Origin of the sequence: Streptomyces sp. NBC_01707 (genome assembly GCF_041438805.1) — a bacterium.
In the GTDB taxonomy this organism is placed as follows: Bacteria; Actinomycetota; Actinomycetes; order Streptomycetales; family Streptomycetaceae; genus Streptomyces.
Map to the genome: position 1 here is coordinate 890,511 of NZ_CP109190.1, position 23,282 is coordinate 913,792.

Below are 23,282 nucleotides of genomic sequence, written 5' to 3' on the forward strand. Positions count from 1 at the left end.
CGGACCGGAACCGCGGAGGGCGCGAGCCCTGGACCGCGGTTCCGGCCTGGCGCGGGCTACTTCGTCAGGTAGGCGTCGACGATGGTCTCGTCGACGGTGTTGCCCTGCTTGTCCACGGCTTGGGCCTTGAACGAAACGCTGCCGCCGGCCTTCGGGTTGGTGACCTGGACCCGGCCGTCGCACACGCTCAGCTTCTGCCAGTGGGCTCCCTTGTCGTAGGAGGCCCACACGCTCAGGGACTTGAGGTTGCGGCCCGCGGCGGTTCCCTTGACGGTCACCGGCACCCACGTCTTCGCCCGTGCCTTGCCCGTGTTGTCGAGGGACAGGGCAGGGGTGAATCGCACGACGGAGGTGGGGAGCTTTGTGATCCCGGGGGCGTACTCGGAGGAGAACGTCCAGCTCGCGGTCATGCTCGTGGAGACGTCGGCGACCGTGCCGCGCTTGACCGAGACAGTCAGCCGGTAGTCGGCCCGCTCGTTCTCCGCGATGTAGAAGACGTCCATCGGGTAGATGCTGGTGTTGACAAGCTCACCGTTGCGGTAGAGGGACGTCCGCGCGCTCTCGATCGGTGCGTTGTTGTTGCTGATGTTCCCTTCGCCGTCCGAGAAGAGCGGAAGCCGCCCGTCGATCGCCTCGTCGGCCCGGAGCAGGCCGGCGCCCTCCGGGAGATCCGGCCCGAAGACACCGACGTTGAACACGTCCTGGTAGGAGCGCCCGGGCTTGAACGTCCTCTCGGGTGCGTCATAGCTGGTCTCGTAGGAGTCGTTCGCGTCGACCTGCACGAAGCCCAGCGCCCACGAGTTGTTCCCCGAGAGCAGGTGCAGGGTGCCGGTGTAGGGCAGGGCGTGCACGGTGCCGAGGCCGCCCCCGCCCTCGGTGGCTGGCGTGATGAATCCGAACTTGCCCTTCGCCGGTGCTCCGATCTTCGCCTGGACCTTGGCGAACTCCCGGGACTTGGCGTGGTGGGTGAAGCCGGTGAGGTACCTGTCACCGGTCGGCTGGTACACCAGGTGGTACTCGTCGTGCCCGTTGACGCCGCTGGAGAAGGTAGCCGAGAGCTGCTGGGTCAGCCGGTCGCCCGCGGCCGCCTTGGGGCCGAGGTGGCCGGTGCGGTACTTCGCGAGGGAGTTGGTGAAGACCCCGTAGCGGGTGCCGGATCCGCCGGGCAGCTCGATGCCCGCGCTGAAGAAGCCGAAGACCTGCTGGGCGGAACGGTCGGGGACGGTGATGTCGAGCGCCTTGGCGGTGCGTGCGTCCACCGTCACCGTGGTGTCCTTGGCGACGTCGAGGCTGGGCTGGTTGAACCAGTCACCGCCCTGGTCGTACGAACCCTCCGGGTCGACCCGGACCATGCTGTTGAGGAAGTACCGGCCCTTGGGGACACGTACCGAGTGCGTGTCGCCGTTCAGCACGGTGTTGGCACCCTTGGCGAGTCCCGACAGGCCTTGCAGCTGGGCGTCCCAGGCGGGCGCGGGCTTGCCCTTGCGGTCCAGGCTCTTCACCGTGACGGTGTACATCTCGGACTCGCGGTCCACGGCCAGCGCAGTGCCGACGGTCTGCCCGTCGCCGGCGGCCGTGATCCGTCCTGTGAAGGCACCGGTCGTGTCACCGCCGAGGCGGGTGTCGGCGGTGACCTTCACGGTCGCCTCGCCGTGCGCCGGGACGGTGACGCGGTCGTCCGTGGTGAACATCCCACTGGGCGCGGCGCTTCCGTCCGGCCCGGTGGCGTCCACGGTCAGCTTCAGGGTGACCGGGGAGTCGCCCGAGTTGCGGTACGTGAGGTCCTTGGTGAGCGGCTGGTCGTCGGTGTGCGGCCACTGCGCGACACCGAACGAGAGCGACGCCTCGCGGGCGACGACGGTCTGCTTGATCGCGTTCCGCAGGTCGACGCGGCCCGAACCCTGCTCGAAGGCCGTGTACCCGCCGGGCGTCGTCGAGGAGACCAGCGCGTCCTTGATGTCGTCGCCGGTCCAGTCGGGGTGCTGCTGGGCCAGGATGGCGGCGGCCCCGGCGACGTGCGGGGTGGCCATGGAGGTGCCGTTGAGGGCGATGTAGCCGTCCGCGACAGGGGCGGCGACACCGGCCAAGTAGCTGTCGTGCGCGGCCGCGGCCCCGATGGCCACACCGGGCGCCGTCAGGTCCGGCTTGATGCCGCCGTCACCGACGCGCGGGCCGGTGCTGGAGAACGCGGCCAGCTTGTCCTGCTTGTCCACCGCGCCGACGGTGAGGGCGGCGTCGGCGCTGCCAGGCGAGCCGACCGTTCCGGATCCCTGCTCGCCGTTGTTGCCCGCCGCGATGACGAAGAGTGCTCCGCTCTCGGCCGACAGCCTGTTGACGGCCTCCTCCCCCGGATCGATCTCCGGGGAGTCATAGGTGCCGAGGCTGAGATTGACGACGTCCGCCTTCTCGGCGACGGCCCACTCCATGCCCGCGATGATCTGGGACATGCTGCCGCTGCCGCTGTCGCCGAGGACCTTGCCGTTGAGGATGCGGGCCCCCGGCGCCACACCCTTGTACTTACCACCGGACTTGGCGCCGGTGCCGGCCGTGATGGACGCGACATGCGTGCCGTGACCGAACCGGTCCTCGGCGTCCGGCGAGTCGGAGAAGTTCTGCTCGGCGACGACCTGTCCGGCCAGATCGGGGTGGGTGGTGTCGACGCCTGTGTCGAGCACGGCGATGCGCGAACCGGTGCCGTCGAAACCGGCCGCCCAAGCCTCGGGGCCACCGATCTGGGGAACACTCTTGTCCAGGCTCGCCTGGACGACGCTGTCCAGCCACACCGAGGCGATACCCGGAGCGACGCTGCGCTTCGTGGCGTCGGCCGCCCCGTCGGTGACCGCCGACCACAGCTCCGCGGTGTCGTTCGCGGGCGCGGCGATGGCGTCGGCGTTGATACTCGGCAGGGTGCGCCGGATTTTGGCACCGGCGGTGGAGCGCAGCGCCGTCCTGGCCGCCGTACGGGCCGCGTCGTACATCACGATGAGCCGCAGGTCATGGCGCTGCGCGTAGGCCGGCGTGCTCAGTGTGGTGATGTCGAACAGGCGCCGGTCCACCCGGCCGCTCCGGACCAGGCCCAGGGCGTCATCAGGCAGGGCGTAGGTGCGCCCGTCGCGGGTCTCCACCCGGATGGGTATGTCCTCCCGCCCCTTGGCGGGACGAGCGGCGACGATCTCACCCTTCGCGTTCACCGCGATCCGGTCGCCGGTGATCAGTGGGATCCACCGGTGCACACCCGCACCGGCCGAAGCCGTCTCGATCGCGGGGCCCGACCCGAAGGTCGAGGCCGAAGCCGAGGACGGCCTGGCGGACGACGCCGAGCCGGCGGGGGTCGCGAGTGCCAAGGACACCGACGGGGTAGCGGCGACCAGCAGCATGCTGATTCCCAAGACCGTGCCGATGGCAGGTCTCTTGGACGTGAATTTCACGGTTTCCTCTCGCTCATTCACCCCGCGCCGACGCGTGGGTTTCACGGTGGACTTGGGGTGCGCCGCACGTACGTTGTCGGGCGTCTTCCGTCACCGCCCGGGGGGTCATGTGTCGACCATGTACCCGGGCCCAGGGTTGCGTCGGTCATTTGGCTGCATGACCAACTCCTGGCTGCTCAGGCGCCCGTGCGCCGTCGACTCCTGCTGACTGTGCGATCAGCATCACCTGCGAGCGCTACGATCTCGACCTGATTCGGCGTAGCCCGAAGAACGACATTCCGGAGGGATCACCCAGGCTGTCATGGTCTGCTGTGGGACCTCGCGTATTCCGGACAGGCCCGTGAACGTTCTGATTGGCTGATGCGGGCTTGGTGTTGTCGTCTGCGTCGCCATGTCGACCCGTGCAGTGACGATGCCAGCCGGGATAGCGGCGTACTTGGTGGTCGTCGAGGCCGCGCTCCTGCTTCGCGGTCTGGAAGCATTCCTCAACAGCCCACCGGCTGACTGCTACTGAGGTCAGTTGGTCCAGCGCGGTCCCGGCGGGACATAGGCGATGTAGTAGGAGATCTCCTCGGGCCGGCCGACACTGCGGCGGGCGACGACCCGGCGCCGGCGGTCTTCGCGATGCCAGGGCCGAACCTCGACGCGAGCCCAGTCATCCACAGTCGACGGGTCCGCTTTATCTCCCTTGGCCCCCGCGTCTCCCATAGCCACCCGCCGCACCCACGGTCCCGGCTCAGCGGCGTGACCTGGCTCGTCTGGCGCCAGCACCGGGCCGCCTACTGGACCGTCCTCGCCGCCACGGCTGTTGCCATGGCGTGGATCATCTACCAGCGTGCCGGCCTGATGGACCACCTCACCGCCCACGGCTGGCCCCGCTCGGCACCCGACAAATGGCTCCCGGGCATGGGCCCGCACGCCGCCAAGTTCCTGCAAGCCGGCTTCGGCCTCGGTTTCATCCCCGTCCTCCTCGGTGTCTTCCTCGGTGCCCCGCTGCTTTCCGGCGACCTGGAAACGGCACCGCCAAACTTGTCACCTCCCAGTCCGTCAGCCCCGCCCGCTGGCTGGCCGCCAAGCTGGGGGTCAGCGCCCTGGTGATCGCCGTGTGCACGGTGGCGCTCTCCGCCCAATATGGCTGGTGGTGGGAACCGGTATCTCGCAGATGAACGGCATGCAGTGGATCGGCTCCTCGATCCTCTTCGCCCTGACTGCCACCGTCGTGGTGTTCAGCTTCATGTGGGGCCGCAAGCGCCTCGTCTGACACCTCGAGCCGGTCCCCAATCATTCCAATACGCCGACGCGCACGCGACGCCCCTGGCGAAGACATCCGGCAGGGGCGTCGGGTGTACGCTCCGGTCCCGAACACGGCCGGTCAGCCCTGGTTCCTATGGGGGCCATCTCCATCGAAATCGGACCCTGGCGTTCCATGGAGGGACCGCGCGCGGCTTTGATCAATACGACCTCGATCTGATTCGGCCTGGCTCGAAGAAGAACATTTCTGGAAGGATCGCCTCAGGCCGCCATGGTCTATCGCATACACTTCACCGTTCAGGATCTTGCCAGGACACGTGTGTCCGAGGCGCCGATGCCACTGCATGAGCTGGAACTTGCAGCGCGATCCCTGCAGAGCCGCAGCCGGCCCGCCCATCTCGGCGCCTGGCGGCACCGCGCTCGCGCACAGCTCTCGGCCCAAGCACGCATGACCCTCGCCCTCATGCCTGCCGTGGGATGTTCGCCAGGCTTCCTCAGCCCTACCAAAGTGGGCGCCATCGAAGAACTTTTGGAACAGGTGCGCAGCACACCTCGCGAACGCGTCAGGACGGATCTGCTCGAAGTAGCGCATCATCGTCCTTCCCTGCCCGAATGGTCCCGCCGCCTAGCAGACGACGCATCCCTGTTTACAGACATCTGCACAGGGCTCAGCCATCTCCACGCATGCCTGCTCGCTCCGCACTGGGCCCAGTTCACGGAACACCTGGCGGCCGACCGAACTCTGCGCCTGCAGCAACTACTCACTGGCGGTGTCGAGCAACTGCTGACCAAGGCCAACCCCCAATGGATGCGCTGGAACCCGCCAGTTCTGGAAATCCGGATGGTGGACGGAGCCGACCATGACCTTCACCTGGACGGGGAAGGCTTCTTGCTCATCCCATCGATGTTCTGTGCGCGCGCCATCGTTACCCACGGCAGGCCCGTTTCCGTGAGTTACCCCGCCTGCGCGGACCAGTCCCTCCGTGGACATACCTCCCTGGCTTTCATGCTTGGCCACGTAACTTCCCCCAGCGTGTCGACGCTTCTGGGCCGCACGCGCACTCTGGTGCTCACCACCATCGCCAAGCACCAAGGTTGTTCCACCAAGGAATTGGCCGCTCGCGCAGGTATCGCACCCGCTAGCGCAAGCGAACACGCAACCATTCTTCGCGAAGCCGGACTTATCCGCTCACTCCGCCAACGAAATTCAGTGCTTCACAGCCTCACCCCCCTCGGCCTGGCCCTCCTCAACAACCCTTCAGGAAGCCGAGCCCCTCAGCTTGACCTTTAAGTGCGCCACGAGCGCAGAGAGCGAGGTTGATGTAACGGTGCCGTGCGCGACTGAGGTTGGGGCGTGTTGGCCTGGCGGGTTCGCTGGTGGGTAATTACCGCTCTGTGGTGCGGTCGGAGACGAGGCCGGCGATGGCCAGATGGGTCTCGGTGTAGTGCTCGCGGCGGCCGAGACACCGCTGGAGGGGCCTCCACTGCTTTGTGCTCGGCGTTGGCGTGCTCGACGCATATCCGCTGTGAGGATTCCTTCTTGCGGGCCTCGTCCCAGGCGGTGACCTCCTGGGCCGACGCGTCCTTGGCGGGCTTCTTCGGCGGCGCCTGGACCTGGTCGGGAAACCGGGCCTTCCCCCATAAAGGTGGGCCCGCGGTTATTGATCATGCGGCGAGCGTGAGTTTAGCGGTGTGGTGTCGGTGCTCGTATTCGTTGGGGCTGAGGTGGCCGTTGGCGGAGTGCCGGCGGCGGGTGATCCGGCCCGTTGTACGCGAGTAGCACACCGAGCGCCACATTCTGCCCAGACTTGACCGCGTTGGTTACATCGTCTTCAAGCAACCAGATGTGCGGCGAGTTCGCAAGTGTCTGATATCCCGCAACAAAGTTGCGCAGGGTATCCGCACCTCCCATCTGATTGCCGATGCGGCCGGCTTCCACTTGGGGTCCAGGCGCCAGGGCCGGAGATCGTACGCGTTGATGTGAGCCACGACCCCGGTGGTGCGGCAGTAATCGGCTTTGGCACCGAAATGGGTCATGGGCGCGTAGTAGAACGCGGGGCCAGTGGACGGGAAGTCTCGGGAGCACCTGTCGCGAGTGCGGGTTGCGTTCGGATCCGCACCGGACACTCCATAGCCGAGGTTGGGGTCGACATTGTCTTGCGGGAACATGCCCTTGAGCAGGTCGAGACTCGACCGATCTTCTGGTGTGTAGTCATCACTGCCGACCAGTCCGAGCATCTGGGCCGCGTCGACGACCAAGCCCACGGGCTTGCCCTTCGCCCAAGCCGTGGCCTGGGGGTCCCAGTCGGGCTTGGGGATGGGGCGGGTGGGTGCCGGTACCGGGTGTGGGCCGTTGTTGGGGTTCGGGTCGATCGAGGGTGCGGGGGTAATGATGATCCCGCCGCTGCCCGGTCCATTTGGAGCAGGGCTATACGGCTGCCCGCCCGAAGGCTCCAACCAGGACTTCCCCTTGTTGGGCTGGCCCGGCGACTTCGGCTTCGAGTTCTTGATCGCCGCCCACCGGCCACGGTAACGGGGTCACCCGTCGGCCCTGTTCAATGCCTCGCCCGCCAGGTCTGACACTCAGTCCCGCCAGCTCGAGTGCGCACGCGCCAAGTGAAGCGCCCAGTCTCAATGTGCCGAAACATGGTAGGTGTGGCCCGTGCGACCAGCTGACCTGGAGCTACCCGCGACGCAACGCAGGAAAGTGGTCACCAGCGAGGCGGTCCTGTTGTCATCACCCCTGAAATGTCAGGCTTGTTGTCGCCGTCTGCCGTCTGAACGGCACCCCGCATGCCGCCCCTCCCCCTGCGACGGGAATACTGACTTCACCCCCCACTTTGTGCGTTGCGACGCTCCTTCTGGAGGGATTCACCCGACTATGGGACTTCTTGTCCTGTCCTGCCTTCTGTTGTTCTGGTACTGGCTCGGGTACGGCCTACTGCCGCTGCGGTGGCAGAACTCCTACCTCGCCGGCCCCGATGCCGCGTTGCGGCGCGCGTGCAGGGCTGCCACCTGGGGGCGCTGGAAGCCCGCCGCCCGGCTCTTTGAGGACGCCGGCCAGGACTGGGAGCGCCGCTCCCTGTACGCCCAGCGGTTGGGATACCTCGCCGCCAGAAGAAGTGACCGTTGGCTGAAGGCATGGGTGGAGGCCCTCCCCGGGAACCCGGACGCCGCGCTTGTGGTGGCACGCGCCAGGATCCTGTACGCGTGGAAGCTGCGGGGCCACGCGCGTGCGCAGGACACGTCGCGGCGCCGGTTCGATGGATTCCACCGGGAGTTGCTGGCGTCGCAGGACGATATCGGGCGGGCCTTGGCGCTCCGTCCTGACGATCCCACCCCGCTCATCGCGGAAATCTGGAGGGCACTGGGACTGGGCTACCCCAACCAGGAGATGCGCGCACTATGGTCCGAGATCGCGGTCCGGGCGCCGCATCACTTCGAAGCGCACAGCAGCGCCCTCCAGTACTGGACCGCGAAATGGCACGGCTCGAAGCGGCACGCGCGGGAATTCGCCGAGAAGTCGGCCGCCGGGGCACCGCCGGGGAGCCTGCTGGCCGTGCTGCCGGTGATCGCCTGGTACGAGAACCACGCAGATGAACTGGGAGATCTCGGATTTCGCAGCGCACAGGTACACGCACTGGTTGACGCAGCACTCACCGACGCAGCACTCGCCGACCCGGCCCACCCGAGGCTCCCGGAAGTACGGCACCTGCTGGCGTACTTCCTGTACCGGCAGGGCCGGTACAGAGCAGCCCGAGAGCAGTTCCGCCAGGTAGACGGCTTCACGGAGGCACTCCCTTGGAGGTATTCATCCACTAAATCGCTCTACTACCGGGCAATCCGCACGAAGACGGCCCGTAAGGCACTCACAGAACGCCGCCGCCCTCGCTGATCACCACGCCGAAGCAGCCGGGTCATAGCCCACCGTCTGACGCAGATGACGAATGGGTGAGGCGGGTACAAGCACCGGACGCCGAGGATCTGGTGACAACAAGTGCATGGTGATCTGCTGGCCCGGCTGGACGCGCGTCCAGCGGGAGGGAGGGGCACAAGGCGAACCGTGGCTCGCCCGCCGGGCTCCGTCGCGCATCACCTCTTCGTTGTCGATGGTGTCCAGCACCGTGCGGACGAGGGCGCGTGGGGCGTCGGGAAGGTCGCGGTACGTCTCGTCGGTGTCGACGACGTCGCGCAGTACCTCGTCGGGCGAGTTGCCCACCCAGAGCCGGTGGATCGCGCTCACGGGCTCTGCGGGCCGCCACGGTTCGATGTCGTCCGCCCCGACCGGTCCGGCTCCCGCGCCGAGGTCCTCATCGCCGTGTCGCGGATTCCGGCGAGGGGCGCGGCTGGCCGCAAGGGGGGCGACGGGCGGCGCGTGGTTCTTCCGCTGCGACCGCGTCACCGTGACCTGGCCGGGCGGTCGCCGGAGGCCGTCAGTTCGCGGGGCGGGGCAGTGCGGCGAGGGCGGTGCGGGCGATGTCGGTCAGCGTCTCTTCGTCGGCTCCGGCCTTGCCCAGTGCTTCGATGCCGCGCAGTACGGCCAGGACCAGCGCGGCCAGCTGTCCGGGATCCGCGTCCGCGTCGAGGTCGCCGTTGCGCTGGCAGGCAGTGATGTCGTGCTCCAGCAGGGTGCGCAGTGCTTCGACGGCCGTGTGCGCTCGCTCGGCCACGGTCTTGTCGTGTTCGGCCAGCTCGGCGGTGCCCTTGGCCAGCAGGCATCCGCGCTGGGCGGTGTCTGCGGCGGTGGCTGCGGCCACCGCGTGGATGTGGGCCGACAGCCGCGCGTATGCGTTCTCGTCGTCGCCGCGCAGCTGCTGGGCGGTGGCGTCGACGATTGCGTTGCAGTAGTCGTCGAACACGCGGTGGAAGAGGTCCTGCTTTCCGCCGAACGCGCCGTACAGGCTGCCTTTGCCGAGGCCTGTGGCCGCGGCGATGTCTTCCATGCGAGTGGCGGCGTACCCGCCCGCCCAGAACTGCTCCCGGGCGGTGTCCAGTACCTGCTGCTCGTCGAATTTCCGAGGTCGCGCCATGGGGGTCAGCATAACGCTTTCTTGACTCGTTCGTCCACAACGGTTAACGTTATGGACGACCCAGTCAATAACTATCGAGGAGTGGCACATCATGACGGAAGTACTCGCAGGCAAAGTGGCAGTGGTCACCGGGGCGAACAGCGGCATCGGACTGGCCGCAGCGCGGCGTTTCGCTGCCGAGGGCGCCCACGTGATCATCACCGGTCGGCGTCAGGACGCGCTGGACGCGGCCGCCGCCGAGATCGGCCACAGCGTCACCGCTGTCCGCGGAGACATAGCCGATCCGGCCGACCTCGACCGACTCTTCGCGGTCGTGGCCGAGCGAGGCCTGCGCATTGACGTGCTCTTCGCGAATGCGGGCGGCGGGGAATTCGCGACTCTGGAGGAGGTGACGGAGCAGCACTTCGACGACACGTTCAACATCAACGTCCGGGGGACGCTCTTCACCGTCCAGAAGGCGTTGCCGCTCCTCAATGACGGCGCCTCGGTGATCCTGACCGGTTCCACCGCCGCGAACTCCGGTGGAGAGGCGTTCGGCGTCTATGCCGCGTCGAAGGCCGCCGTCCGCTCCTTCTCGCGTACCTGGGCCAACGAGCTCCGCGGCCGTGGCATCCGTGTCAACACCCTGGTGCCCGGACCGATCAAGACCCCGGGAATCACCGGCCTCTCCCCCAACGAGGAAGAGGCCAAGTCGCTCCGCGCGTTCTTCGCGCAGCAGGTTCCCCTCGGCCGGATGGGCGAGCCCGCCGAGGCGGCTGCGGCAGCGCTCTTCCTCGCGTCCGACCAGAGCAGTTTTGTCACAGGGTCCGAGCTCTACGTCGACGGTGGACTGAATCAGGTCTGAGTGGTTCTCCCTGGTCTGAGTGGTTCTCCCCTCTGGAGCGGTGCTCGGTGGAGTCGCGGAGGTGTCCAGCCGTGTCCGTGGCGCAGCCGGGGCCGTCACCAGGGGGCACGGCGAGCCGATTCGGTGCTTCTTGGGTAGCGTGAATGAGTCGACCTGCACCATCCGGTCGTATTCCCCGAGGGAATCAGCCGCCGAGGAAACTGTCCGCCGCGGGTTCAGCCGGATTTCCCGGTGACGACGGATTTCCCGGTGGCCGAGGGAAGGATCCGCGCCGTGGCTTTCATCACGACCGCAGACGGAACCGAGATCTTCTACAAGGACTGGGGGTCGGGGCAGCCGATCGTGTTCAGTCACGGATGGCCGCTGACCGCCGATGCGTGGGACCCTCAGTTGAATTTCGTGGCGGACAACGGGTTCCGTGCCGTTGCCCATGACCGGCGTGGGGGCGGACGTTCGGGGCAGCCGTGGGCGGGCAACGACCTCGACACGTACGCGGACGACCTGGCGTCGCTGATCGAGGCGCTGGACCTGCGTGACGTCATCCTGGTCGGGCATTCGACCGGTGGTGGTGAGGTGGCGCGGTACATCGGGCGCCACGGGACCGGTCGGGTCGCGAAGGCCGTCCTGCTGAGCGCGATCCCGCCGCTGATGCTCAAGACGGAGGCGAACCCGGAGGGACTGCCCGTCGAGGTGTTCGACGAGATCCGGGCGGGCGTCGCGACGGACCGCTCCCAGTTCTACCGGGACCTCAGTGAGACGTTCTACGGTGCAAACCGGGAGGGTTCGACAGTCTCGCAGGGCACGCGTGACGCGTTCTGGCTGTGGTCGATGCAGGTGGGTATCAAGAGCGCGTACGACTGCGTCAGGGCGTTCTCGGAGACGGACCTGACCGAGGACCTCAAGCGGTTCGACGTCCCGACGCTGATCGTGCACGGCGACGACGACCAGATCGTGCCCATCGTGGCCGCGGGCGAGAAGTCCTCGAAGCTGGTCAAGGACGCCACGTTCAAGGTGTACCGGGGCGCCCCGCACGGTCTGGCGATGGTTCCCGTCTTCGCCGACCGTTTCAACACCGACCTGCTGGAATTCGCCCGCGGGTGAACGACACGATTGTGTGTGCCGTTCCGCAGTGCCGTCCGGCCAGGAAGGGAATCGCGCAACGGCCCGAGCGGGAATCTGTGGCCCTGCGTATCGCCGGGGTTCTCGTCAGCCGGCGGACCGGAGACGCAACAACCGGACCAGCAGTCGGCCGATCCAAGCGGAACCGCCCAGTGCCACGCAGGACCACGGAGACCGACACACGCTCGCGCAGGACCCGAAAATCCCGAGGAGGGTGAATGTCTGCTCACCGCTACGAGCCGGGGCGGTAGGCCTGCTCCTCATCGACAAGGGCCCTTACCGGTAGCACGCGGTGACGAGCGTCGAATCGCGCGCTCGACCGGACCGACCTCGCCTCATCCGTCAAGGCCGCCGAGGCGGACCTACACCTGAATTCCATGTCGATCGATGCGGAGGACGCACATGGGCCCCGAGGAAGGCGTGCTGATCGTGGGGGCCGGCCCCGCGGGACTGATGCTCGCGGGCGATCTGGCCGAGGCAGGGATCGCCTGCATCATGGTGGAGCGCCGCGAAGGGGAGTCCCAGCTCACCCGGGCGTTCGCCGTGCACGCCCGGACGATGGAGCAACTCGACGCCCGCGGGCTCGCCGACGACTTGCTCAAGACCGGACTCCGCAATCCGGTCCTGCAGTTCTTGCAGATCGACCTCTCACGGCTGCCGACCCGCTACCCGCACGTCCTGGTGACACCGCAGTACAACACCGAGCGGCTGCTCCGCTCCCGCGCTCTCACCCACGGAGCGGACATCAAGAGCGGCTACGAGGCGACCGGTCTGCGGCAGGACTCCACGGGCGTCGACGTCGAAGTACGCGCCCCGGACGGTACGGTGCAGACCCTGCGTGCCGCCTACGTCGTGGGCGCTGACGGCCGCAACAGCAAGGTGCGTGAGTCCCTCGGCCTCCCCTTTCCCGGCCGGTCCGCGGTTCGTTCGATGATGCTTGCCGACGTGAGCCTGGCCGAGCCGCCGAGAAAACCTCCCACCGTCGGGGCGGTGGGGGACGCCTTCGCCATCGTCGTGCCCTTCGGCGACGGCTGGTTCCGCGTCATGGCCTGGAACCGTCGCCACGACATGCCTGACACCACGGCCGTCGATCTCGACGAGATCCGCGCAGTCGCCCAGCGGGCGCTCGGGAACGACTTCGGCATGCGGGACGCACGCTGGCTCTCCCGGTTCCACAGCGATGAACGCCAGTGCCCCCGTTACCGCGTCGGCAGGGTCTTCCTCGTCGGCGACGCCGCGCACGTGCACTCACCCGCCGGCGGGATGGGCCTCAACACCAGCATCCAGGATTCGGTCAACCTCAGCTGGAAACTGGCGGCTGTCCTGCACGGCCGGGCTCCGGACGCTCTGCTCGACACGTACGAGGCCGAGCGGCATCCGGTGGGCCGTCGGGTACTTCGGATGAGCGGCGCACTTCTGCGTGGGGTACTGACGACGCCAAAGGCGATGTGCGGATTCCGCGACCTCTTCGCCCGCACGGTGCTGCGCATCCGGCCTGTAGCCCAGCGGGCCGCCCGGGCGATTTCCGGACTCGACATCGCCTACGCCGCTCCGAGTGGCGCACCCCCGCTTGTGGGCAAGCGCGTTCCCGACCTGCCACTGACCGACGGAAAGCGGCTGTACGAGGTTCTGCGCACCCGGCGCTTCGTGCTCGTCACCGCGGCGGATGCGCCGCTCCCCACCGCGGTGACGGAAGGCTGGGCCGACGAGGTCGAGTTCGTGTCCGTGCCAGGTCTGACAAGAAGGGCCCTGCTGGTCAGGCCGGACGCGTACATCGCGTGGACCACCTCGGAGGAACATCCGCAACGCCGGGCCGAGGCCGCCCGACAGGCCCTCACGGACTGGTGTGGTGCAGGCGCTACCGCCCGTCAAGGCACCCCTGCCTCCGGATAAGCCGGCCCCTGACACCGTTGCTGCGCGACGCGGCCGCCGTCCGGTGCCCGCAGCTGCGACGGAACAACCTCTCGCCGCCACGCCACGCCCCAACGGGCCCAAGCGTGTTCCCAGGTGTGAGCTGGTGTGGACACCTGCGCACACCGGCTGGACGACATCTCGTGCCGGCTACGGCCGAGGCATCTGATGCAGTGCCCGCCGAGGGGGCCTACCTCGCGGACGTGCTCGTGCGCTCCGACGACGGCAGCACCAGTGCCCGACCGCACAGCCACGAATGGCACGTCCACGGTGCCCGATCAACAGGTCGGGCCAGCAGACTCAACCGGGAATTTCTTCATGCCAAACAGGAGTGCGCCGTCCGCCCACTCAGACAAGTCGAACAAGCCATTGCACCTGGGCACACCCCTACCGTGAACGACACACCTTCCGAAATCCCCTTTCACGATAGAGCCGGAGCCCACCCATGACTTCTGTCCATTCCTTCTGGGTCGCAGGACGCCCGGCCGAAGGCGACAGCACCCTCGACGTGACTTCCCCGTGGGACAGCAGGCTCGTCGGAACAGTTTCTGTGCCGACCGACGCACAGATTGAAGAGGCTGTCGCCGCCGCCTACGCGGTGCGGGAGGAGTTCGCCGCCACTCCGGCCCACCTGCGGGCCGCCGCCCTGGAGCAGGTCGCCAAACGCCTTGCCGAGCGGACCGAGGAGATAGCACAGCTGATCTCCGCCGAGAACGGCAAGCCCATCAAGTGGGCGCGCGGCGAGGTCGGCCGCGCCGTCTCCGTCTTCCGCTTCGCCTCTGAAGAGGCCCGCCGCTTCAACAGCGGCGAGGCCCAGCGCCTGGACACCGACGCAGGCGGCCAGGGGCGCCTCGCCCTGATCCGCCGCTTTCCCAAGGGCGTCGTCCTCGGCATCACCCCGTTCAACTTCCCGCTGAACCAGGGCGCGCACAAAATGGCTCCCGCCATCGCCGCCGGTGTGCCGATCATCCTCAAGCCCGCTCCGAACACTCCTCTTTCCGGGCTGCTCCTCGGCGAGGTGCTGGCCGAGACGGACCTGCCGGCCGGCTCATGGTCGATCCTGCCGGTCTCCAACGACCGTATGCCCGCCCTCGTCCAGGACGAGCGCCTGCCCGTGATCTCCTTCACCGGTTCCGAGAAGGTCGGCTACGCGATCATGGACTCGGTGCCCCGCAAGCACTGCACCCTGGAACTGGGCGGCAACGGCGCGGCGGTCGTGCTCGCCGACTGGGCGAGCGACGAGGACCTGGACCGGGCCGCCACCCGCATCGCCACGTTCTCGAACTACCAGGGCGGCCAGTCCTGCATCTCCGTGCAGCGGGTGATCGCGGACGCCTCCGTGTACGACCGGCTGCTGCCGCGCATCGTCGCCGCCGTCGTGGCCCAGGTGACCGGCGACCCGTCGGACGACAAGACCGACGTCGGGCCGCTGGTCAGCGAGGACGCGGCCAAGCGCGTCGAGACCTGGGTCGACGAGGCGGTGACGTCAGGCGCCGAACTCCACACCGGTGGCACGCGCGACGGCGCCTCCTACGCACCCACCGTGCTCACCAGTGTCCCGGCGGAGACCACCCTCGCCTGCGAGGAAGTGTTCGGCCCGGTCCTGACCGTGACGAAGGTGAACGGCGACGCAGAGGCGTTCGCCGCGGTCAACGACTCCAAATACGGCCTCCACGCGGGCGTGTTCACCCACGACGTGCAGGTCGCTTTCCGTGCGCACCGCGCGCTCGAGGTCGGCGGCGTGATCATCGGTGATGTTCCGTCCTACCGGGCCGACCAGATGCCGTACGGCGGCGCCAAGCAGTCGGGCGTAGGCCGCGAAGGCGTGAAGTTCGCGATGGAGGACTACACCTACGAGCGAGTCCTGGTTCTGACCGACCTCGAACTCTGACGAGTCGTCGCGTGACGGGAGGGGAGCAGGGTGCAGGCGCCAGGAACGCCACCGACCGGTCTTCGCCGAACGCCCTGCGGCCACGCTCGTTCACCGGCGGCACGGCCTCGCGCACGCTTCGGCGTGTCCTCGACGTGCCGTTCGGTGTCACCCGCTCTCCCGACCCGGGCTGGACGCCTCTCAGAGTCAAGTGTGTCTGACCAGCCTCCCACCTGCATCCCGCAGAGCGTTGGTCTCTGACTCTTGTTGGTCTTGCACATGGCGCGAGCCGCACGGCACCGCGCGGGCGGTGCGCGGGCGGTGCGCGGGCGGTGCGCGGGCGGTGCGGCTCGTATCGATGCAGACTCGACAGAAGGGACGGTTTCGGGGACGAGATTCCGCGGCGGCGCATGCGTCGTGGGGGCCGTCCTCCTCTGGCCGGGTCCCGCAGGGCGGGACGCGTGCGAAGACCGACATGATCCCGGGAACCAGAGGGGTTTTGGAAATGGCCGTGCCGCGCATACCTCTCGCCTTCTTCGGAATATCTCTGGGCCTCGCGGGCCTGGCCGGCACCTGGCTCACGGCAGCCCATGAAGGCCACGTGCCGATCGACGTGGGCCTCGCTCTGGTCGCGCTCGCTGCGGTCGTCTGGTGCGTGACGCTTCTGTTGTATGTGCGGTACGCAGTGTCTGTCCGGGGAGCCTTCGTGGCCGACATGCTGGACAGCGTCGGGAGCCCGTTCGGATCATTGGCGGTCATTACGCCGATGCTCCTCGCAGCGCAGGGCATAGCACCGTACGCCCCCCACGCCGGCCGCATCGTGGTGGACGTCTTCATCGTCCTGACCCTGCTCGTGGGCGGCTGGTACACCGGGCAATGGATATACGGCCCGCTCGAGCTGGATCAGCTTCACCCGGGCTACTTTCTGCCCGCTACCGGCGGTGGTCTCGTAGCCGCCTTCAGCGCCGTGCAGGTCGGGCAGGAGCGCGTGGCCGAGGTCATGTTCGGTCTGGGCATCATCTCGTGGGTCATCGTGGGCTCCATGATTCTGGCCCGGCTCTACTTCCGGCCTCCGGTGCCGCCGGGCCTCACGCCGACGCTCGCCATCGAGGTAGTACCCGCCTCCATGGCAAGCGTCGCCTGCTTCGCCCTCAACCACGACCGTATCGACCGGCTCTCGGCTGTGCTCGCCGGCTACTGCCTGCTGATGATCCTCGCCCAGGTACGGCTGCTCCCCTTGTTTCTCCGCCTGCGGTTCACACCTGGCTTCTGGGCTTTCACCTTCTCCTGGACGACGGTGGCGACCACCGGACTGCACTGGACCAGCACCGGCCACCCTCCCGGCGAACTTGTTCTCTCCTACCTCCTCCTGGCCGCCGCGACCGCACTCGTGGGAGCCATCGCGGTACGGACGCTGGTGGCCATGGCACATCACCAGTTCCTCCCCCCGGCGACGCCACCTCCTGCCTCGGCGTAGGTACGGCCTGCCCGGCGACCGGCACAGAAGGCAGGTCCGCCCCTCGCGGGGCGACGGCGCACCTCGTAGCCCCCCGGGCGCCGCCCCTGAAGGAGCCGAGTCAGGCAGAGTCTCACGCCTCCTGTGCCGGGCATCATCGCGTGCGCTGTGCCGGGGGTGGCCCTGGAGGTGACCTGTGCAACAGCACCGGCCCATTCTTGACCCGATCGTCCATATGTGTTTTCCTGATCGTGAGACCGAAGCACATATGCCCCGGTATGTGATCCCCGCGTCGCTGGATCCGGCAAGCGCCGGCGCCGGCTGTAGGCAGTCCCACGCGAATGACCTCGCGTTCATGACCACACGTGCGGTCGTCGCCGACGCGCCAGAGCCCTACCAGGACCGGCTCACAGCCCACGGAAATCGCGCAGTTGCCGCCTGGCGCCTCCGCACCGCACCGCACCCACGAGCAGCCCCTGCCCCCACCCTCCAAGGAAGCCACCTTGCGCGCCGCCACCGACATCCGACGCTCCCGCTCCCGCCATCTCACGCGCACCAACTGGCTGCGATCGCTCAACTCCTTCTCCTTCGGCGCTCGCTCCGAGACCGACAACTCCCACTTCGGGCTGCTGCTCGTGTCGAACGAGGACACCGTCAAGCCAGGCACCGGTTTCGACACCCACCCTCACCGGGACATGGAGATCGTCACCTGGGTCCTGGAGGGAGGCCTTGTCCACCAGGACTCGACCGGCCACAACGGGATCATCTATCCCGGGCTGGCCCAACGGATGACGGCCGGCTCCGGCATTCTGCACAGCGAGAAGAACGACTCGTGGACCCTGACCGGTGACCAGGAGCACGCCGATCCAGTGCACTTCATCCAGATGTGGGTCCTCCCGGACACGGCCGGCGTGACTCCGGGCTACGAGCAACTGGACATCAACGCGCCGCTTGATCAAGGCGGATGGGTCACCCTGGCCTCGGGCATGTCGAAGCACTCCGGAGCCCGCGCCATCTCCATCCGGCAGAAACACGCGGCTCTGTACGTCGCCCGGCTCCGCCCGGCCGAGACGGTGCAGGCAGCCGCAGCACCGTTCGTACACCTCTTCGTGGCTCGCGGCAGCATCTCCCTCGAAGGCTCCGGCGCCCTCGCCCAAGGTGACGCGGCGCGCATCACCGGGTCCGAAGGGCAGCGGATCAGTGCGGGCGCCGACGGCGCGGAGCTGCTGATGTGGGAAATGGACACCACTCTCAGTTTCCGGTGACCTCATCTCCATCTCCCTGATTGCTTGCAGCCGGCCCTATTTCCCGGCGCGCGAAATCGCACCGGATGTGCTCAGCATCGAGCGAGGGCAGAGGTTCCGCCCCTCACATTTCGAACGCCTACCGGTGCGGCCTGGGAGTAGGAAATGCAACCGCGATGAGAAATGCCCGGTGTCGGACCTCCCCGCCCAGTTCCTCCTGCTACCCACGATGCCTGCGAGGCGGGCTTCCCCAGACCCCGACAGCGACCACGTGAGCGTCACTCAGGGACTCAAGGTTTTCACCGTCAGGTGATCAGATATGCCGCTGCACGCCAAAAGTGCACCGGCGGTAACGCCATCCAGAACCGTAACCAAGAAAGGGAGTACCACTATGAGCAACATCCACGCAATGGTCGCGAACATCGAGGTGGATAACCTTGAGGACGCGATCCCTCTGTACCAGGAATTGACCGGAGAGACGGAAGTCCGCCGATTTCCGTACCGTGATCTGGAGCTGGCGCTCGTAGGGCCCTTCCTGCTCTACTCCGGGCCGCTCGAGAAATACGTCTCACAGAACGGGACCGTCATCGTCGGCTCCCTGACCCCCGTTCTCGAAGCCCTCGGCAAGGCGGGCGCCGAGATCCTCGAAGCGCCCAACGAAGTTCCCAACGGCACCAGGATCGTCGCCCGCCACCCGGACGGCTCCGTCTTCGAGTACATGCAGCTTCGCGCCTGACCCCTCCGCACCCGGTACCACCGCGGTGCTCTGAGGCCGGGGCCGGCCTCAGAGCACCGGCCGTGACCGTCATCGGACTTCGTACCTCAGCCCGGTCCGTCACCCGCAGCCACTCGAAACCCCGACCGCAACAGACCGAACAGTAGAGACGCGGAGACCCGATACCTACAGCACTGACATCACAGTGCCGAACGGCCACCGACAAGAACTTGCGGGTCATCAGGCCCACGATGTTCCGGTGATCAGCATGAATGGTTCGGATTGGGTTCATTTCACGGAATCAGTAGTTTTTTAGCTTCGCCAAGGATTCGCACCGCTCCGCTGGGGACGGTGGACGAAAGGCGCAAGCAGATGGATACACCGGAGAACTCCTTCGGCTCGGAGCAGGCAGCCAGGGCAGCTGAGCTGACCCGCCGGCGGTTCGTGGTCGTGGCCGGTGCCGCGGTCGCGGCTGCCGGTATCGGCGCGGGTTCGGCCACTGGAGCCGACCTCAAGGCAGCCGACCAGACCAAGCCCGGCTCGGCCGGTTCCGGCAGGTCGCCCAAGGCGCCCAAGGGCCAGTGGCTGGCCGGTGACACCCACGTTCACGACGACCACTCGTCGGACGGCAGCGGCCCCCGGCAGACGTCGCACCAGACCCTGCCGGGCAACCTGCCGGTCGGCGACCAGATCGGTCAGGGCGAGAAGACCGGTCTGGACTTCATGCCGCTGACCGACCACCGGACGTACGACCAAGTCTGGGACCCGCAGTGGAAGTCGTCGAAGCTGCTGCTGCTTCCCGGCGAGGAGGCGAACGGCTCCCCACACGCCATCGTGCTCGGCAACGTGGACGTCGTCGTGGACGGAGCCAACCCGGCCGGTTCCGCGAGCTACCGGCATGTGCAGCAGTCGATATGGGACGTCCACGCACAGGATGCCGTGTGGTCGCAGGCCCACCCCGACGACGGCGAGTACACCCGGGCCGACGGCGTCAACGACAACGCCAGCGTCCAGGGCGCGGACATCGTCGAGGTACTCAATGTGGCGAGCGACCCGGACGTGGAGGTGGAGTACGCGGAGAACCGCTGGAACGCCGGCTTCCGCTTCGGCGTCGTCGCGGCCAGCGATTGCCACTTCCGCGAGCTGTGGGACGTCGACAGCCCCGGTGAGCCGACGACGCACGTCTTCGTCGCGAAGCGGTCGGTGCGAGGCATCCTCGACGGCTTCCGCGACGGCCGGACCACGGTCTCACAGAACATCGCGGGTCCCTTCCTCACCATCGAGGCGGACGTCGACGGGGACGGCGTGTTCGAGGCGATGGGCGGCGACGAGGTTGTCGTGGCCGACCGCAAGCTGTCCAAAAAGGCCCGCCTGCGGGTGAAGGTCAAGGGCGGCAAGGGCACCACTCTCTACGTCTACGCGGCACCCGGCCGCACCGCGGGCCCCGTCGCGACGTTCAGACCGCAGAAGACGAACGAGACCTACGAGCTGCCGCTGGTAATGAAGGGCACGGACCACTCCTGGTACAGGGTCGAGGCACGCTCCCCTGGCAGCGCCTCCGGCTCCGAGGCCGACCCCAACCTGCCGGACCAACTGCGCGGCGCGACCTCGCCGATCTTCCTGTCCGTCGGCGCGCCGGCGGTCCCCAAGCCCGAGATCGCGCTCCCGGTCGAGGATACCCGTGCCGACAAGGCCACACTGGTGGCGGGCGAGCAAGGCAAGTTCACCGGATTCTCCGATGTGGCGGTGTCCGGCAAGAACACTCACCTGGTCGCCGAGCTGCACGAGGAGCAGGCCACCAAGGTCATCTACCGCCGCCTCGACAGCAAGGGCCGCCTCACCAGGGCCTTGACGCTGTCGCAGCGTTCGGCGACCGCACGCTTCCCGCGCGTGGTCGCCACCGGCGACAACGTCTGGGTCGTGTGGCAGGACGAGCTGGGCAAGGAGCAGCCGCACCAGCCCGTGATCCTGCTGGCGCAGAGCACCGACGGCGGCCACTCCTTCAAGTCCCCGGTCAAGCTCAGCAAGGGCAAGGGCCGCGCGATCAACCCGGCGATCGCGCTGCTCGACGACCGGCACCCGTTGATCGCCTGGTCGGACAACAGCGGCGGCGCCTTCGACGTCTTCGCCCAGATCGTCGGCATCGACAAGGCCGCGGTGAACATCTCCGCGGCCGGCAAGACAGTCAGCGCCGGAGTACCCACCGACGCACGGTCGCCGCGCTACCCGGCCTCGCTGTTCCCGGTCGTCGCCGTCAACGACGACCGGCACGCGGTGATCAGCTGGCAGGACGACCGATTCGACCCGGACTCGCTGTGGACCGGGCACACCCCGCCCGCCGGCGAGCCCGCCAGCGGCGGCACGGACCCCGACAACTGGCAGATCCTGGCCGCGGTCCGCAAAGCACCGGGCCGCAGCTGGGACACCCCGGTCCAGGTCAGCCGGGTCTCCGACCGGTCCGACCGGCACCCGGGCCTGACCGTCGCCGCCGACGGCACCTTCGTCGCGATCTGGGAGAGCGGCGCGCTGCAGAGCTCGGGCGCCAACCTCGAGCTGCGGTCGAGCCGTTCGGCCGACGGCGGGAATACCTGGACTTCCCTCGAGCAGGTCGCCCTGGCCCCCGAGGCAATGAGCCAGCGGGCCGCCCTCAACCGAGACCCCAACGGCACAGTGCGGGCGGTCTGGTACGACTCCCGCTCGACCGACTGGCGTTGGAAGGTCTTCACCGCAACGCTCGACAGCAAGAACGGCTGGTCCGAGGCCCAGCAGGTGACCACCCGCGGCAACAACACCTGGCCCGCTCTGGACCAGGGTGTCGTGGTCTTCACCAGCGACCGCGCGGCGACCCGCACCCAGCGAGACCGCACCCAGCAGGTCTATCTGGCGAAGCTGGCCTGACGTCCGACCCACCGGTCGGCCCTGGCAACGGGTCGCCCCATTACCGTTTTGGTCGCCCCGCAACGGGGTGCCCGGCCTCCGGAGTTGGCATGACTTTCTCCCCCTGTCGAACGCATGGCAATGCCGTTGCTTTTAGTGGTCGTGCCACCGGTTGTTCAAGGCCACGGCGACCGGTGGACGACGGCTGCTGGAGGGTTCGCCAGGGGCTTTGCTCGCGTAGCCGGTGATGCAGGAACGGATCTTGCGAGGGCAGTCACGGGATCTTCGGCGGGGCAGCAGACTGCGGCCGATTTCAGAGAGTCCGAGGCGTCGGTCCTGCTTGCGAGCTGAGGGGGGAAAAGCCGCTGGGTGAGGTCACCGAGCGGCGGACGACGTGCAGGGCCCGGGTGAACGAGGTCCGCTCGGCGACGCTGTGGTGCAGGCGGGCGGCCTCGTCCAGCAGGTCCCGGGTGGCGTGGTGCACGATCAAGTGCGCGTAGATTTCCTGCCGCACGCCGTCCGGTGTCTGCGACCTGAGGACCGGCCGGCCGCGCTGGTGGGTCTTGATCTCGTCGAAGACGAGTTCAATCTCCCAGCGCCGGGCGTAGAGGACGGCGAGTTCTTCGGCGGGGTACTTCTCATGGTCGGTCAGGCTGGTGATGAGCCGGACGATGTCGGCCTGCCCGTCGACGCGGTACTCGATCACCCGGACCAGTGCCGGCGGCGCCTTGACGGTTCCGGCCGCCTTGCTGTGCTTGTTCGCCTCGATTCGGGCGAGGTAGCTGCCGTCTGGCAGGACGTCCTGGACCCGGCGGGCCTTGCGTCGCTCGATTCGCCACAGCAGGTGCACGCCCTGGTCCCGGAGCCGGTGCCAGCGGGCCAGACCCCACAGTCCTCGGTCAGCTAGAAGCAGCGTGCCGGTTCCGACATGGGCGTCCAGGGCGTCGGAGACGATGCGCTCGGAATCCTTGAACCCGCCGATCGCGGCGTCCAGGACGGCGTGAGAGGAACACTCGGCCACCGCGACCACTCTCGCCTGCGGATAGCCCATGGGACTGCGCTGGGATCCGGACTTGCCGAATGCATCGTTGTTGCCCGCAGAGTCAGGTACAGCCAGCAGCATCCCGTCCAGGGCCAGCACCCGCAGCCCTCGAAACAGCTCGCAGTCCGCGCCGAGCGGCCGGGCCACGGACTGGAACAGTTCCCGCATCACCGGCCAGCCGAGCCGCTGCCGGGCCCTGGTCAGCGACGACTTGTTCACCCCGGGCCAGGACCGCAGTCCCTTGTCGCCGGTCTTCACCAGCCGGAGGACCTCCAAGTAGTCGGCCTGCGGGAACAAGCACATCGCCAGCACGAAATACACCGTGAACCGGGCGGACAACAGACGCCGGCGCTTCTCCGAGCGCCCCGCCTCACCCACCACCCGGTCCACCAACTCAGGCGGACACGACCGGGTCAAGACCCCTAACCCCAGCCGCTCCAGTCGCGATATCAACACACCGCTTCAACCGCCCGGACCCCGCAAAAGCAACGGCAT

16 protein-coding genes and 1 pseudogene are annotated in these 23,282 nt (G+C 67.8%); 12 read left to right on the forward strand and 5 right to left on the reverse strand.

Annotated features, from left to right (window positions below; genetic code table 11):
• Nucleotides 1-56: 56 nt before the first annotated feature.
• Nucleotides 57-3,428 (reverse strand): S8 family serine peptidase, encoded by a 3,372-nt coding sequence (locus tag OG963_RS04130; protein WP_371798432.1) that lies wholly within the window; start codon nucleotides 3,426-3,428, stop codon nucleotides 57-59.
• Between the two features lie 400 nt (nucleotides 3,429-3,828).
• Nucleotides 3,829-4,187: pseudogene (locus tag OG963_RS04135) on the reverse strand (IS701 family transposase); the annotation flags it as partial.
• Between OG963_RS04135 and OG963_RS04140 the strand changes: the two are divergent.
• The 4 genes from OG963_RS04140 (at nucleotide 4,173) to OG963_RS04155 (ending at nucleotide 8,574) form a co-directional block, all read left to right on the forward strand.
• Nucleotides 4,173-4,526, forward strand: coding sequence for a hypothetical protein (locus OG963_RS04140; RefSeq protein WP_371800366.1), 354 nt, complete (start codon nucleotides 4,173-4,175; stop codon nucleotides 4,524-4,526). The pseudogene OG963_RS04135 and the gene OG963_RS04140 sit on opposite strands and share 15 nt — an antisense overlap.
• Before the next feature lie 40 nt (nucleotides 4,527-4,566).
• Nucleotides 4,567-4,689 (forward strand): hypothetical protein, encoded by a 123-nt coding sequence (locus OG963_RS04145; RefSeq protein ID WP_371798433.1) that lies wholly within the window; start codon nucleotides 4,567-4,569, stop codon nucleotides 4,687-4,689.
• A gap of 261 nt (nucleotides 4,690-4,950) precedes the next feature.
• Complete coding sequence (locus tag OG963_RS04150) at nucleotides 4,951-5,970, forward strand: winged helix-turn-helix domain-containing protein (protein ID WP_371798434.1); 1,020 nt, start codon at nucleotides 4,951-4,953, stop codon at nucleotides 5,968-5,970.
• A gap of 1,590 nt (nucleotides 5,971-7,560) precedes the next feature.
• Nucleotides 7,561-8,574 carry a hypothetical protein gene (locus OG963_RS04155; RefSeq protein WP_371798435.1) on the forward strand — a complete coding sequence of 338 codons (1,014 nt, stop codon included), beginning with the start codon at nucleotides 7,561-7,563 and terminating at the stop codon, nucleotides 8,572-8,574.
• Here OG963_RS04155 and OG963_RS04160 read toward each other — a convergent pair whose 3' ends face one another.
• Both OG963_RS04160 and OG963_RS04165 read right to left on the reverse strand, forming a co-directional pair.
• Nucleotides 8,575-8,922, reverse strand: a complete 348-nt coding sequence (locus OG963_RS04160) for a hypothetical protein (protein ID WP_371798436.1) — start codon at nucleotides 8,920-8,922, stop codon at nucleotides 8,575-8,577.
• Nucleotides 8,923-9,112: 190 nt separating this feature from the next.
• The gene (locus OG963_RS04165) at nucleotides 9,113-9,709 is read right to left on the reverse strand and encodes a TetR/AcrR family transcriptional regulator (RefSeq protein ID WP_371798437.1); all 597 of its coding nucleotides are present in this window, start codon (nucleotides 9,707-9,709) and stop codon (nucleotides 9,113-9,115) included.
• A 91-nt stretch (nucleotides 9,710-9,800) separates the two neighbouring features.
• Here OG963_RS04165 and OG963_RS04170 point away from each other — a divergent pair, with 91 nt between their 5' ends.
• From OG963_RS04170 to OG963_RS04205, 8 genes are all read left to right on the forward strand, one after another.
• Nucleotides 9,801-10,553, forward strand: coding sequence for an SDR family oxidoreductase (locus tag OG963_RS04170; protein ID WP_371798438.1), 753 nt, complete (start codon nucleotides 9,801-9,803; stop codon nucleotides 10,551-10,553).
• A gap of 273 nt (nucleotides 10,554-10,826) precedes the next feature.
• Nucleotides 10,827-11,654 (forward strand): alpha/beta fold hydrolase, encoded by an 828-nt coding sequence (locus tag OG963_RS04175; protein WP_371798439.1) that lies wholly within the window; start codon nucleotides 10,827-10,829, stop codon nucleotides 11,652-11,654.
• Nucleotides 11,655-12,074: 420 nt separating this feature from the next.
• Nucleotides 12,075-13,565 (forward strand): FAD-dependent monooxygenase, encoded by a 1,491-nt coding sequence (locus OG963_RS04180; RefSeq protein WP_371798440.1) that lies wholly within the window; start codon nucleotides 12,075-12,077, stop codon nucleotides 13,563-13,565.
• 463 nt (nucleotides 13,566-14,028) lie between these two features.
• Nucleotides 14,029-15,474, forward strand: a complete 1,446-nt coding sequence (locus OG963_RS04185; protein ID WP_371798441.1) for an aldehyde dehydrogenase family protein — start codon at nucleotides 14,029-14,031, stop codon at nucleotides 15,472-15,474.
• A 484-nt stretch (nucleotides 15,475-15,958) separates the two neighbouring features.
• A complete protein-coding gene (locus tag OG963_RS04190; RefSeq protein WP_371798442.1) occupies nucleotides 15,959-16,930 on the forward strand; it encodes a TDT family transporter in 972 nt (323 codons plus the stop codon).
• Nucleotides 16,931-17,412: 482 nt separating this feature from the next.
• Nucleotides 17,413-18,174, forward strand: a complete 762-nt coding sequence (locus tag OG963_RS04195; protein WP_371798443.1) for a pirin family protein — start codon at nucleotides 17,413-17,415, stop codon at nucleotides 18,172-18,174.
• A gap of 370 nt (nucleotides 18,175-18,544) precedes the next feature.
• A complete protein-coding gene (locus OG963_RS04200) occupies nucleotides 18,545-18,889 on the forward strand; it encodes a VOC family protein (RefSeq protein WP_371798444.1) in 345 nt (114 codons plus the stop codon).
• Nucleotides 18,890-19,240: 351 nt separating this feature from the next.
• On the forward strand, nucleotides 19,241-21,766 hold the full coding sequence (locus OG963_RS04205; RefSeq protein WP_371798445.1) for a CehA/McbA family metallohydrolase: 2,526 nt from the start codon (nucleotides 19,241-19,243) through the stop codon (nucleotides 21,764-21,766).
• Nucleotides 21,767-22,058: 292 nt separating this feature from the next.
• Here the strand turns inward: OG963_RS04205 and OG963_RS04210 are convergent, their stop codons facing one another.
• Nucleotides 22,059-23,177 carry an IS4 family transposase gene (locus tag OG963_RS04210; RefSeq protein WP_371798446.1) on the reverse strand — a complete coding sequence of 373 codons (1,119 nt, stop codon included), beginning with the start codon at nucleotides 23,175-23,177 and terminating at the stop codon, nucleotides 22,059-22,061.
• Nucleotides 23,178-23,282: the final 105 nt, after the last annotated feature.

Bases quoted from the DNA above. Each gene is read 5' to 3' on its own strand.
- OG963_RS04150 (WP_371798434.1), top strand. From the start codon at position 4,951: ATGGTCTATCGCATACACTTCACCGTTCAGGATCTTGCCAGGACACGT.
- OG963_RS04155 (WP_371798435.1), top strand. From the start codon at position 7,561: ATGGGACTTCTTGTCCTGTCCTGCCTTCTGTTGTTCTGGTACTGGCTC.
- OG963_RS04165 (WP_371798437.1), bottom strand. From the start codon at position 9,709: ATGGCGCGACCTCGGAAATTCGACGAGCAGCAGGTACTGGACACCGCC.
- OG963_RS04170 (WP_371798438.1), top strand. From the start codon at position 9,801: ATGACGGAAGTACTCGCAGGCAAAGTGGCAGTGGTCACCGGGGCGAAC.
- OG963_RS04180 (WP_371798440.1), top strand. From the start codon at position 12,075: ATGGGCCCCGAGGAAGGCGTGCTGATCGTGGGGGCCGGCCCCGCGGGA.
- OG963_RS04185 (WP_371798441.1), top strand. From the start codon at position 14,029: ATGACTTCTGTCCATTCCTTCTGGGTCGCAGGACGCCCGGCCGAAGGC.
- OG963_RS04190 (WP_371798442.1), top strand. From the start codon at position 15,959: ATGGCCGTGCCGCGCATACCTCTCGCCTTCTTCGGAATATCTCTGGGC.
- OG963_RS04200 (WP_371798444.1), top strand. From the start codon at position 18,545: ATGAGCAACATCCACGCAATGGTCGCGAACATCGAGGTGGATAACCTT.
- OG963_RS04205 (WP_371798445.1), top strand. From the start codon at position 19,241: ATGGATACACCGGAGAACTCCTTCGGCTCGGAGCAGGCAGCCAGGGCA.